The organism is Streptomyces sp. NPDC002867 (assembly GCF_053591895.1).
This window is the reverse complement of record NZ_JBSFUR010000026.1, coordinates 23,587-36,006: the sequence shown is the minus strand read 5'-3', so window position 1 is coordinate 36,006 and position 12,420 is coordinate 23,587. Positions and strand designations below refer to the sequence as shown.

Below are 12,420 nucleotides of genomic sequence, written 5' to 3'. Positions count from 1 at the left end.
ATGCGGATACTCATCGCGGTCGCCCCCCTGACCGCTCACCTGTACCCGAGCGTCCCGCTGGCCTGGGCGCTCCAGAGCGCCGGCCACGACGTGCGGGTCGCCGGCAACACCGGCCTGGTCGAACAGATCACCGCGGCCGGTCTCACCGCGGTCGGCATCGGGGAGCGCACCTCGCCGCCCGCACCGATCACCGACACGGAGCTGGACCGCTTCAGCGACGCGCTCGGCTTCGAGCCCGGCTCCGAGGAGGACCAGCTCTGGCGGGCGACCCGCTACTACCTGGTGGCCGCCAACAAGCGGTACCACCCCGACGAGGAAGGGCGACAGGAACTCTCCGACCAGCTCGTCGAGTTCGCCCGCGGCTGGTCACCGGACCTGGTGATCTGGGACCCGGCCTGCCCCGTGGGGGCGGTCGCCGCCCGCGAGTCCGGGGCCGCGTCCGCCCGGCTGATGTGGGGCCCGGACTACCTCGGTTGGATCCGCAGCCGTCTGGTCGCCCGCATGAACGACCCGGCCTCCGGGGTGAGCCCGGCCACCGACCCGCTGGCCGCGCTGCTGACGCCGGTGTTCGCACGGTTCGGCCACGACTTCTCCGAGGAGCTGCTGCTCGGCGACTTCACCGTGGACCCCGTCCCCACACGGCTGCCCGGCCCCTCGGGGCTGCGCCGGATCCCGATGCGCTGGGTGCCGTACACCGGGGCCGGCCCGGTGCCGGAATGGCTGACGCGGCCGCCGTCGCGGCCCCGCGTGTGTCTGTCCCTGGGCGTGACCGGGCGCACCGTCCACGACGGTCCCGACGCGCGGGTCACGGCCGCCTTCGAGGCGGTGGCCGGCATGGACGTCGAGGTGGTCGCCACCGTCAACGCGGACCAGCTGGGGAAGGACGCGCGCGTCCCCGACAACGTACGGCTCCTCGACTACGTCCCGCTCACGCAGGTCATGCCGACCTGCTCGGCCGTCATCCACCACGGCGGCTTCGGCACCTTCTTCGCGGCGGCCGCGCATCGGGTGCCCCAAATGATCGTCAGGGAGGAGCTGGGCAGCGCCCTGAACACCTCCCGTTATCTGGAGGCGAAGGGCGCGGGTGTCGTTCTCCCCAGCGAAGGACTGACCGCGGCCCAGGTGGGCGGCGAGCTGTCCAGGATGCTGACCGAGCCGTCGTTCCGGCGCGGGACCGCCGCCGTGTACGCCGACATGACCGCCGCCCCCGGCCCCGGGGAGATCGTGCCCGTACTGGAGCGCATGGCCGCGCAGTACCGCACACGGGACTGAACCGCGCATGGATGTGACCGAGACCCGGGTGCCGGGCGCCTTCGTGTTCACCCCGCGCCAGATCCCCGACGAGCGGGGCACGTTCTTCGAAGCGTTCCGCTCCGACCGGATCGAGGCCGTCACCGGGCGCCCCTTCCGGCCCGAGCAGATCAACTACTCGACGTCCCGGCGCAACACCCTCCGCGGCCTTCACGGCGTGGCCGTGCCACCGGGGCAGGCCAAATACGTCACCTGCGTGAGGGGGGCGCTCCGCGACATCGTCGTCGACCTGCGGGTCGGCTCGCCCGCCTTCGGCAGGCACCACGTGACCGGACTGGACGCCGAATCGGGGCGGTGCGTGTACGTGCCAGAGGGGGTCGGGCACGGATTCCTGTCGCTCACCGACGACGCCTGCGTCTGCTACGTGGTCTCCACGGCGTACGTGCCCGGCACGCAGATCGACATCGATCCCCTCGACCCGGACCTGGCGCTCCCGTGGGGGTACAGCGAACCCCCGCTGATCTCGGAGAAGGACGCGAACGCCCCCGGGCTGCGCGCGGCGCTCGCCGCGGGGACGCTCGCGGACTGGCACGACGTGCGTCCCTGACACCCGCCGCCTCCTTTGAGCCGGCGCCACGTCCCCCCGTCCCGAGTCGGCCCTGATCCGGCTCATCGGGACCCGTCGTCCACCCAATGACAACGCAAGGAGACCCTTCTTTGAGTACCGACGTGGGTACGGCGGCACCGCCGCGGGCGACCCGGAGTGAGTGGCTGGGGCTCGCGGTCCTCGCGCTTCCCACCATGCTCATCGCCATGGACCTGACCGTCCTGCACCTGGCACTGCCCACTCTCACCGCCGACCTGCGGCCCGGCAACACCGAACTGCTGTGGATCGTGGACATCTACGGCTTCCTCATCGCCGGCTTCCTCATCCCCATGGGTGCCATCGGCGACAGGATCGGACGCCGACGGCTGCTGCTGATCGGCGCCGTGGCCTTCGGAGCGGCCTCCGTCGTCTCGGCCTTCTCCGTCAACCCGGCGATGCTCATCGCCGCGCGGGCGCTGCTGGGCATCGCGGGCTCCACTCTGATGCCCTCCACCCTCTCCCTCATCCGGATCATGTTCCAGGACCCCAAGCAGCAGGGCACCGCGATCGGGGCATGGACCGGCTTCTTCGGCGTCGGCACCGTGATCGGTCCCCTGGTCGGCGGCACGTTCCTGGAGTGGTTCTGGTGGGGCTCCGTCTTCCTGCTCGGCGTTCCCGTGATGGTGCTGCTCGTCATCCTCGGCCCGCTGGTACTGCCCGAGTACCGGGATCGCACGGTCGCGCGCCCGGACCTCCCCAGCGCGATCGTGTCCGTCATCGGAATGCTCGCCCTGATCTACGGCATCAAGCGCGTCGCCCAGGACGGGCCGGGCCCCGCGTCGGGCACCGCCCTCGTCGTCGGTTCGGTCCTCGCGGCGCTCTTCCTCTCCCGCCAGCGCCGGCTCCGGCAACCGCTGGTCGACCTCTCGCTCTTCCGCAACAGGCTGTTCGGCATCGCGCTGGGCATGGTGGTCCTCGCCACCCTGCTGGCTGCCGGATCGCAGTTCGTCGTCCTGCAGTACCTCCAGCTGGTCCGGGGACTGTCCCCGGTCCAAGCCGGGCTCTGGTCGCTGCCCATCACCTTCGGAGTCTTCGTCGGCTCCATGGGGGGCCCCGCGCTCGCCGGACGTATAAGGCTGAGCACCCTGTTGTCCGGCAGCCTGGTGGTGGCCGCACTCGGCATGGTGCTGCTGAGCCGCGTCAGCGGCCCCCCCGACCTCGTCCTCGCGGTGGCCGGAACGGCCGTCATCGGCCTCGGCCTCGGCCCGTTGACGGTCCTGGGCACCGGAATGATCGTCGGAGCCGCCCCGCCCGAGCGGGCCGGTGCCGCGTCCGGCATGAGCGCGACCGGCTCCGAGCTCGGCAGCGCCCTCGGGATCGCGCTCATCGGCAGCGTCGGCTTCGCGGTGTACCGGGCCCGCCTGGCCGACACGCTCCCCGAGGGGCTGCCCGCCCCCGTCGGCGACGCGGCCAGGGACACCCTCGCCGCCACGGTGGACATCGCTCACACGCTGCCGGCCGCCGACGGCCTGCGGCTGCTGTCCGTGGCCCGTGAGGCGTTCGTGTACGGCCTCCAGACCACCGCGCTCGTCGGAGCAGTGCTGGCCGCTCTGCTGGCCGCGGCGGCCGCGACCCTGCTGCGCCGCACCTCCATGCCAGGCCCTCCGCCCCTCGCGGAGACGGCCGATACGGCGAAGTCCTCAGAGAAGACGGATGGCTGACATGCTGGACACGAACTCCGGGGCCGACGCGGGCTCGAGCCCCGTCGGCGTCTGGACCGGCGCGGTGCACCACGACGGCCGGACCGACCCCTACACGATCTCCTTCGCCCCGGACGGAACGATTGCCCTGCGGACCCCGGTCACCGTGGGCACCGGGACCTGGGCCGCCCAGGAGGCGGGGCGGTTCTCGTACGAACTGACCGAGACCTTCATCCCGTCGAGCGGCCACGCGGGGTACCTCCAGGCACACGTCGACGCCCGCCTCGACGGCGACACGCACACAGGAGTCGGCACCGCCCGCATCCACACGCCCGACGGCGTGCGGGTGCACACCACCACCGCCGAGTCCGCGGGCGAACGCGTCGGTGACGCACCGGCACCCTGGCACGACGTGGTGCGCCTCGGCGCGCCGATCCGCGGCCGCACGCTCCACCCCGGCGACGACGGATTCGAGGAGGCGACCTCGGGCTGGCTGCTCACCGTCGAGCACCGCCCCGCCGGCGTCGTCGTCGCCGCCGACGCCGAAGACGTGAGCGCCGCCATCCGGTTCGCCGCCACGGCGAACCGGCCGGTCGCGGTGGAGTCCACCGGACACGGAAGGTCCGTGCCCGCCGACGGCGCCGTGTTCGTCTCGACGCGGGAGCTGCGCGAACTCTCGGTCGATCCACGGGCCCGGACGGCCCGTATCGGGGCCGGGCTGCGCTGGGGCGACGTGCTCGCGGCCGCGGCCGAGCACGGCCTCGCGCCGCTGTGCGGCTCCTCCGACCAGGTGGGGGTGATGGGCTACCTCACCGGCGGCGGACTGCCCTTGACCTGCCGCAGCCACGGCTTCGCCGCGGACCACGTCCGCTCCCTCGAACTGGTCACCGCCGACGGCATCGTCCGCACCGTCTCCCCGACCCTGGAACCCGACTTGTTCTGGGCGGTTCGGGGCGGCACCGGCAACTTCGGCGTGGTGACCACGGCCGAGATCGACCTGGTGCCGCTGCGGACCGTCTACGGAGGCGAGCTCTACTACCCGGGCGAGGACCCCGACCACGCCGCGCACGTCGTGCGCTCCTACCTGGCGTGGGCCAAGGAGCAGCCGGACGAGATGTCGTCCTCGGTGACACTGCTGCGGCTCCCCGACGTGCCTCAGCTGTCCGAGGAGCTCCGCGGCCGCTCGCTCGTGCAGGTGCACATCGTCTACACCGGGGACGAGACGCGCGGCGCCCGACTGGTGGAACCGCTGCGCGCGCTCGCCCCCGAGAGCGACACCTGCGCCGCCATGCCGTACGCGCGGATCACCGAGATGCACCACGATCCGAAGAACCCCGTCAGGGTCCACTTCCGGAGCGCGCTGCTGTACGACCTGGACGACGCGGCCGTCGACACGCTGGTCTCGTTCATCGAACCGGCGGTGCCCGAAGGGCCGTTCCCCGGCCTCGAGCTCCGCCACCTCGGCGGGGCGCTGAGCCGGCCGCCCCGACGTCCGCACGCCGTCGGCGCCAGGGACGCGGCGTTCCACCTGTGGTTGCGGATGCCCGCCCCCGCGGAGGAGACGGCCGCGGTGCGCCGGGCCGCGGACGAGGTGATGGCACGGCTGAGGCCTTGGGACACCGGCACCGTGCTGCCCGGGTTCCTGTTCGACCACGACTCCGGCCCCGAGCACGTCCGGCGGTCCTTCGCGGAGTCCGATTACCGGCGGCTCACCGAACTCAAGGCAGCCCACGACCCGCACAACCTGTTCCGCGTCAACCACAACATCCCGCCCGTCTCCGACGGCGCGTGAAAGGAGAACAACCGGCATGTCACTCTCCACAGAGACACAGGCGGCGATGGACGAGCTCGGCAAGCTGGCCGGAGCGCAGGCCGAGCGGGCCGACGCGGAGGGCAGGGTGAGTCCGGAGGTGATCCGGGCCATGGTGGACGCCGGGTTCGCCCGCTGGCGAGTGCCGACCCGTTGGGGAGGACCCGACCGCAGCCACACGGACCTGACCGCCGCGGTGGCGAAGCTGGCCGAGGAGTGCCCCTCGGCGGCCTGGCTCGCCAGTGTCGCCGCGTACTCCGCCCGGTACGTGTGCTGCCTGCCGGAGCAGGGCCAGGCGGAGATCTGGGCCGACGGTCCCGACGTGATGGCCGCGATCGTCTTCAAGCCGCTGGGCACCGCGGTCCCGGTGGACGGCGGGTACCGGCTCTCCGGGTCCTGGACCTACGTCAGCGGCGTCGAGCACTTCGGCTGGGCGCTGCTGACCGGCCCCGCCCCCGGCCCGCAGTCCGGCGGACAGCCGATGCGGCTCTTCGCGGTGCCGCGCGAGAACTACACGTACGAGGAGACCTGGTCCTCGCTGGGCATGCGCGGCACCGGCAGCCACACGCTCGTCCTGGACGACGTGTTCGTGCCCGAGCACCGGACCTGCCTGCGCGAGGACGCCATGCGGGGCGTGATGGTGGGCCTGCCGGGGCGCACCCAGCTGTCGAACCCCGCCGTGAGCGGCCTCATGTTCGTCGCTCCCGTCCTGGGCGCCGCGCGGGCCGCGCTCGCCATCGCCGAGCAGCTCGTGGCGGTCCCCCCGACCGGCCCCCGGGCCGCGGCCGGCCAGCCCTACCAGGTGGACTTCGCCCGGGCCGCCGGAGAGATCGACGCCGCCCAGCTGCTGCTGGAACGGGCCGCCGCCGTCGCGGACGGCGCCGCCGTACCGCCGGAACTCGCGCTCCGCAACCGCAGGGACTGCGCGTTGGCGCTCCAGATGCTGATCGGCGCGACCGACCGGCTGCTGAGGATCGGAGGCACCAGGGCCCAGGGGGACGGGCACCCACTGGGGCGGTACTGGCGGGACGTCCGTTCGGTCGCCAGCCACGCGGTCATGCAGTTCGAACCCGCGGGCCTCGCCTACACCATGCACCTCCAGGGTCTCGTCGGACCCTCCTGAAGGAGAAGGCAATGATCTTGGTAACCGGAGCCACCGGACACGTCGGCCGGCCCCTCGTGGACGAACTCCTCGCAGCCGGCCGCGAGGTCCGGGCACTCAGCCGCGACCCGGACCGGGCCGATCTGCCCGCCGAGGTCGAGGTGGCCGCCACCGCCGACCTGCCCCTGGACGGCATCACCTCCGCCTTCTTCGTCATGAACGCGTTTCCGGGCGGCTCCGCCGAACCGATCGCCCGGATGAAGGCGGCGGGAGTCCGCCGCATCGTCGCCCTGTCGTCCTACTCGGTCCTCGACGACGACCCCAGGAACATGATCGGCGTGAAACACCGGGAGCTGGAACGCCAGATCGAGGAGACCGGTGTGGAATGGACGTTCCTGCGCCCCGCCGGAGGGTTCGCGGCCACCGCCCTGGAATGGGCCGAGCGGATCAGGACGGAGGGCGTCGCCCGCTCGCCCTTCGGGGACGCGCGCACCGCCCCCGTCCACGAACGCGACATCGCGGCGGTGGCCGCACGCGCCCTGCTCACCGACGAACTCGTCGGAGCCACCCCCCTGTTCAGCGGCCCCGAGTCGCTCAGCTACGCCGACCGGGCACGGATCATCGGCGAAGTGACCGGCGAGCCGGTCCGCTTCACGGAGCTCACACACGACGAGGCCCGGCACGAGTGGCTCCGGACCGGCGTCCCCCCGCACGCCGTGGAGGCCCGGCTGACGATGTTCGCGAAGTTCGTCGGCCGCCCGCACGAGATCTCTCCCGTCGACCCCCTCCTGGGCAGGCCCGGGCTGACCTTCGCCCAGTGGGTGGCCGACCACACCGACTCCTTCCGAAAGGTGACGTCATGATTCTGATATCCGGAGCCACGGGCAACGTCGGCGGCGAACTTCTGCGCCAACTGCGCACCGAGGGCATCGCCGTCCGCGCGCTCACCCGCGATCCGTCGCGGGCCGCGCTCCCGGCCGACGTGGACGTGCTCCAGGGAGACTTCGGCGACCCCCGGTCGCTCGCCAAGGCCTTCGCCGGCGTCGAATCCCTCTTCCTGATGATGTCGGGGAACGAGGCCGCCGTGCTCGAAGAGGCGGCCCCTGCCGGGGTACGGCGGGTCGTGCTGCTGTCCAGCATGGCCGTTCAGACCCGCCCCGACTCCTTCATCGGCCGGGTGCACCAGGAGGCCGAGGAGGCGGTGCGGAAGTCCGGCCTCGAGTGGACGATCCTGCGTCCGGGCCAGTTCGCCTCCAACACCCGGTCCTGGCGGGCCCAGCTCGCGGCCGGCGACGTGATCCGCACCCCGTACGCCCACATGGCGCTGCCCGCCATCCACTCCGGCGACATCGCCGCCGTGGCCCGGACCGCGCTCACCCGGGACGGGCACGCCGGCGCGGCCTACGCCCTCACCGGCCCCCGGGCGATCACCCCCGTCGAACAGGTGGCGGCCATCGGCGAGGCGATCGGCCGCCCGCTACGCCACGAGGAGATCAGCCCGGCAGCGGCCGCGCAGCAGATGGCCGCGCACATGCCGGCCGAGATCGTGGCCGCCACCCTGGAGTTCCTCGGCAGCCCCACCACCGAGGAGACCCAGGCCCTGCCCACCGTCGAGACGGTCACGGGCAAGCCGGCACGGACCTTCGCGGAGTGGGCGCGCGACAACGCCGACGCGTTTCGCTGACCCCGGGAAAGGGATCGGACCGTGCTGACCCAGCGCAGTTTCCGCGACGTACTGGGATGTTTCGGCACCGGAGTGGTGCTGGTGACCGCGGAGTCGGACGGCGGGCCGGTCGGCATGGCGGTGAACTCCTTCACCTCCGTGTCACTGGATCCGCCCCTGGTCGCGTTCTGCGCCGCGCTGACCTCGACCACGTGGCCGGCCATCCGGGCCACGGGCGGCTTCGCCGTCTCGATCCTCAGCGACGAGCAGGAAGAGGTCTGCCGCGCCTTTTCCGCGCCCGACGCGGACCGGTTCGCGGGCCGGGACTGGGCCCGCACCCCCGCCGGGCGCCCGGTGGCGGCGGACGGACTCGGCTGGCTGGACTGCCGGATCAGGACGGTCCAGGTCGCAGGCGATCACCACTTGGTGATCGCCGAGGCCGAGGACTGGTCCCTGGGGGCCGGCGCACGGCCGCTGATCTTCCAGGGCGGCCGCTTCGCCAGCCTGAGGGAGCGATCACGTGCGGAATGACGGAACCGAGGCGACCCGGAGGGTCGCCGAAAGGGAGGCGCCCGTGTTTCTGGTGACCGGAGCGACCGGGAACGTCGGTCGCCACGTCGTCGACCGCCTGCTCTCCGCGGGCGAGTCCGTACGCGCTCTGACCCGCCGGCCCCAAAGGGCCCACCTCACGGCGGGCGCCGACGTGGTGGGCGGCGACCTCACCCGGCCGGAGACGGTGGCGCAGGCGCTGGACGGCGTCACCGCGCTGTTCCTGTTCCCCGCACCCGGTGCGGCGGGCCCCGTCCTCGAGGCCGCGAGGGAACGCGGGGTGCGCCGCGTCGTCCTGCTCTCCTCGGCGTCCGTCCAGTACGACACCGACGGCGGCGACAACGCGATCGTGGCGTACCACAAGGAGGCCGAGCACGAGGTCGAGGCGTCCAGGCTGGAGTGGACCCTGCTCCGGCCCTGCGCGTTCGCCCTCAACACCCTGCAGTGGGCACCCCAGATCCGCGCCGGTGGTGTGGTGCGCGGCCCTTACGCCTCGGTCGAGATGGCCCTCATCGACGAGCGCGACATCGCGGACGTCGCAGCCCGCGCGCTGCTGACGGACGGGCACGCGGGCGCGAGGTACCACCTGACCGGGCCCGAGCCGCTCACCCAGGCGGAGCAGGCCAGGCGGATCGGCGCGGCCGTCGGACGCCCGGTGCGGTACGAGGAGGTGTCACCGGCAACCGCGCGCGAGCGGATGCTCCGCGACGGGGTCCCGGCCGAACTCGCGGACATGTCCCTCCGGTTCCACGCGGGGCGGGTCGGGGTGCCAGCGGAGATCTCACCGACGGTCGAGGAGGTCACCGGCCGCCCGGCACGCACATTTGACCAGTGGGCCGCCGACCACGCGGCCGGCTTCCGATAGGGGGCGACGGGCGGCCGACGGCCTCCCCCACCACGGCCGTGGAGCCGTGAACTCAGCACTTGCTGCGGATCGATGGCGGAACGAGAGAGGTGTCCTGTGGCGGATGTGATCATCGCCGGTGCCGGCCCGACCGGGCTGATGCTCGCCTGCGAGCTGCGGCTCGCGGGCGTCGACGTACTGGTGCTGGAACGGCTCGCGGAGCGGAGCGGTGAGTCACGGGCCGGCGGCCTCCACGCCCGGAGCGTGGAACTCCTCGACCAGCGCGGTATCGCCGACCGGTTCCTCGCGGCCGGCCGGACGGGGCCGCTCGCACACTTCTCCTTCATCCCCCTCGACATAGCGAACCTCCCGACGAGACACCCGTACGCCCTCGCCCTCCACCAGTCCCGGGTCGAGCAACTCCTGGAGGAGCGCGCGCACGAGTTGGGCGTACGGTTGCGCCGCTCCGCCGAGGTCGTCGGGCTGCGTCAGGGCGGGACCGGCGTCGAGGTCCGGATCGCCGGGGCCGGCGGCACCGAGCTCCTGCGGGCCGACTACCTGGTGGGCTGCGACGGAGGCCGCAGCGCCGTACGCAGGCTGGCCGGCATCGGCTACCCCGGCACACCGGCGACAGTGACCGCCCTGCTCGGCGACGTCGTACTCGCCGACCCGCCCGCCGGAATCGTCTTCGGCCCCGAGGGCCGACGGGAGCACGGCTCCTTCATGATCTTCGACTCCGACGTTCCCGGCACCCACCGGGTGATCACCATGGAGTTCGACAAGGTCACGAGCCGGGACACGCCGGTGACCCTGGAGACACTCCGCCAGGCGTGTCTCAGGATCGCCGGCACGGACTTCGGCATGCACAGCCCGCACTGGCTCAGCAGCTTCAGCGACGCCGCCCGGCAGGCCGACAGGTACCGCGAAGGACGGGTCCTACTCGCCGGGGACGCCGCGCACATCCACTTCCCCTCCAGCGGACAGGGCATGAACCTGGGCCTCCAGGACGCCGTCAACCTGGGCTGGAAGCTCGCCGCGGTGGTACGCGGGCAAGCCCCCCAGGAGCTGCTCGACAGCTACCACGCCGAACGGCACCCGGCCACCGAGCGCATGCTCGTCAGCACCCGCGCACAGACCGCCCTGTGGCGCCCGGACGCCCAGACCGAGGCGCTCCGCGAGGTGTTCGGCTCCCTCGTCCGGTTCGAGGACGCCAATCGGTATCTGGGCGGGGCCTGCACCCAGCTCGACGTCCACTACGCGGTGGACGACGGCCACCCCGCCCTCGGCCGCCGGATGCCCGACCTCGACGTCAAGACACCCTCCGGGCAGACGCGCGTCTTCGAGCTGATGCACGCCGGACGCCCCGTTCTCCTCGACCTCACCGGCCGGCCCGGTCTCCGTACCGCCCTCGACGGCTGGACGGACCGGGTGGACCTCGTCGAGGCGGAGTGCCCGGACGAGCGGTGGACGTACCCGGTGATCGGCGACGTCCCGGCCCCCCGGGCCGTACTGATCCGCCCCGACGGCCACGTCGTCTGGGCGGCACCCACCGCACCCACCGCACCCATTGCACCCACCGCGGCCCTCAGGTCTGCGCTCACCCGGTGGTTCGGTCCCGCCCGCAGGCGCTGAGCCACCGCCGCACGCGTGCCGCGCACCACGGGGCGCGCCCTGACACCACCTCACATCGGCCCTGTTGATCGGAGAATCACATGCCCCAGGACGAACTGACGCCCCCCACCGCCGTCGCCGGACTCCCCCCGGAGTTCGCCACCTTGATGCGGCTCGCCGACCTGGTCACCCCCATGGCCCTGCGGGTGGCCGCGAACCTCCGGCTCGTCGACCACATGCAGAACGGCCTCGACGATGTCGAGTCGCTCGCGAAGGCCACCGACTCCCATGGGGAAACGCTGGGAAGGGTGATCCGGCACCTGGTCGCCGTCGAGGTGCTGGCGGAGACCACCCCGGGCCACTACGCGCCCACCGCCCTCGGCGAACTGCTCGCCCACGGCCACCCCGTGTCCCAGGCGGGCTGGCTGGACCCGACGCACATGATCGGACGGGCGGACCTCTCGCTCGTCCACCTCTTCGAAGCCGTCCACGACGGCGGCTCCGTCTACGAGAAGCGGTACGGCAGGGAGTTCTGGGACGACGTCTCGGACGACGCGTTCCTCGGCGCCACCTTCTACGACCTGATGGCACACGGCCAGAAGCGCATCTTCGGCGAGGCGGTCGAGCGGCACGACTGGTCCGGCGTACGCCATCTCCTCGACGTGGGCGGCGCTGACGGCGATCTGATCGCCACCGTGCTGGCGAAGGAGCCCGGGATCAGCGCCACCCTGCTGGAACTCCCCGGCCCGGCGGCCAGGGCGCGAGCGAAGTTCGAGGAGACCGGACTGGCCGGCAAGGTCACCGTCGTCGACGGCAGCTTCTTCGACCCGCTGCCGGTGACAGCCGACCTGATCACGTTGTCGTTCGTCCTGCACAACTGGTCCGACGACGACGCCGTACGCATCCTGCGCCAGTGCGCGGAGGCGCTGGAGCCGGGCGGCTCCGTGCTGCTCGTCGAGTGCGCCGACCAGTCGCCCGCCAAGCCGGACCCGGGCTTCACCAGCGGCGACATCCGGATGATGGCCTACTTCGGGGGGCGCGAACGCACCTACACGCAGTGGCGGGAACTCGCGGTCGCCGCGGGCATGAGGATCGACTCGGTGTCCGAGACCCTGGCCTACGGCGCACGCCTGCTCACACTCGTGAAGTCGACCGCCTGAGCGCGGGCCACGACGAATTCTTCATGAATTCCCGGGATCCCGATCGGGCCAGGAGTCCGAATCGTGAGAAAGCGGCTGGTGAGCCCAGAAAGAGCCAGGGAATAACCCTTGTCGATCGCGTGAATCCACCCCGGGTAGCGAAAA

At 72.4% G+C, this 12,420-nt stretch carries 11 protein-coding genes; all 11 read left to right on the top strand.

The genetic code is table 11. The annotated features are described in order from the left end of the window. Positions 1–1,272, top strand: coding sequence for a nucleotide disphospho-sugar-binding domain-containing protein (locus ACWD0A_RS23425; RefSeq protein ID WP_451301003.1), 1,272 nt, complete (start codon positions 1–3; stop codon positions 1,270–1,272). Positions 1,273–1,279: 7 nt separating this feature from the next. Beyond that, the gene (locus ACWD0A_RS23420; protein ID WP_451301001.1) at positions 1,280–1,858 is read left to right on the top strand and encodes a dTDP-4-dehydrorhamnose 3,5-epimerase family protein; all 579 of its coding nucleotides are present in this window, start codon (positions 1,280–1,282) and stop codon (positions 1,856–1,858) included. An 86-nt stretch (positions 1,859–1,944) separates the two neighbouring features. Continuing rightward, positions 1,945–3,558 carry an MFS transporter gene (locus ACWD0A_RS23415; RefSeq protein ID WP_451300999.1) on the top strand — a complete coding sequence of 538 codons (1,614 nt, stop codon included), beginning with the start codon at positions 1,945–1,947 and terminating at the stop codon, positions 3,556–3,558. Between the two features lies 1 nt (position 3,559). Then, complete coding sequence (locus ACWD0A_RS23410) at positions 3,560–5,329, top strand: FAD-binding oxidoreductase (RefSeq protein ID WP_451300997.1); 1,770 nt, start codon at positions 3,560–3,562, stop codon at positions 5,327–5,329. A 16-nt stretch (positions 5,330–5,345) separates the two neighbouring features. Further along, entirely contained in the window at positions 5,346–6,470 is a 1,125-nt protein-coding gene (locus tag ACWD0A_RS23405) for an acyl-CoA dehydrogenase family protein (RefSeq protein WP_451300995.1), read from the top strand. An 11-nt stretch (positions 6,471–6,481) separates the two neighbouring features. Continuing rightward, positions 6,482–7,312, top strand: coding sequence for an NAD(P)H-binding protein (locus ACWD0A_RS23400; RefSeq protein WP_451300993.1), 831 nt, complete (start codon positions 6,482–6,484; stop codon positions 7,310–7,312). Then, positions 7,309–8,133 (top strand): SDR family oxidoreductase, encoded by an 825-nt coding sequence (locus ACWD0A_RS23395; protein ID WP_451300991.1) that lies wholly within the window; start codon positions 7,309–7,311, stop codon positions 8,131–8,133. Before ACWD0A_RS23400 ends, ACWD0A_RS23395 begins: the two co-directional genes overlap by 4 nt. A gap of 21 nt (positions 8,134–8,154) precedes the next feature. Next, a complete protein-coding gene (locus tag ACWD0A_RS23390) occupies positions 8,155–8,643 on the top strand; it encodes a flavin reductase family protein (RefSeq protein WP_451300989.1) in 489 nt (162 codons plus the stop codon). Between the two features lie 43 nt (positions 8,644–8,686). Beyond that, positions 8,687–9,526: an SDR family oxidoreductase gene (locus tag ACWD0A_RS23385; protein WP_451300987.1), complete on the top strand. Its 840-nt coding sequence runs from the start codon at positions 8,687–8,689 to the stop codon at positions 9,524–9,526. Between the two features lie 96 nt (positions 9,527–9,622). After that, positions 9,623–11,137, top strand: coding sequence for an FAD-dependent monooxygenase (locus ACWD0A_RS23380; protein ID WP_451300985.1), 1,515 nt, complete (start codon positions 9,623–9,625; stop codon positions 11,135–11,137). A gap of 80 nt (positions 11,138–11,217) precedes the next feature. Then, positions 11,218–12,276, top strand: a complete 1,059-nt coding sequence (locus ACWD0A_RS23375) for a methyltransferase (protein WP_451300983.1) — start codon at positions 11,218–11,220, stop codon at positions 12,274–12,276. Positions 12,277–12,420 lie beyond the last annotated feature (144 nt).

Excerpts from the sequence above, each read along its gene's own strand:
- ACWD0A_RS23400 (WP_451300993.1), top strand. The coding sequence starts at position 6,482 with ATGATCTTGGTAACCGGAGCCACCGGACACGTCGGCCGGCCCCTCGTG.
- ACWD0A_RS23415 (WP_451300999.1), top strand. The coding sequence starts at position 1,945 with ATGACAACGCAAGGAGACCCTTCTTTGAGTACCGACGTGGGTACGGCG.
- ACWD0A_RS23375 (WP_451300983.1), top strand. The coding sequence starts at position 11,218 with ATGCCCCAGGACGAACTGACGCCCCCCACCGCCGTCGCCGGACTCCCC.
- ACWD0A_RS23405 (WP_451300995.1), top strand. The coding sequence starts at position 5,346 with ATGTCACTCTCCACAGAGACACAGGCGGCGATGGACGAGCTCGGCAAG.
- ACWD0A_RS23395 (WP_451300991.1), top strand. The coding sequence starts at position 7,309 with ATGATTCTGATATCCGGAGCCACGGGCAACGTCGGCGGCGAACTTCTG.
- ACWD0A_RS23425 (WP_451301003.1), top strand. The coding sequence starts at position 1 with ATGCGGATACTCATCGCGGTCGCCCCCCTGACCGCTCACCTGTACCCG.
- ACWD0A_RS23410 (WP_451300997.1), top strand. The coding sequence starts at position 3,560 with ATGCTGGACACGAACTCCGGGGCCGACGCGGGCTCGAGCCCCGTCGGC.
- ACWD0A_RS23420 (WP_451301001.1), top strand. The coding sequence starts at position 1,280 with ATGGATGTGACCGAGACCCGGGTGCCGGGCGCCTTCGTGTTCACCCCG.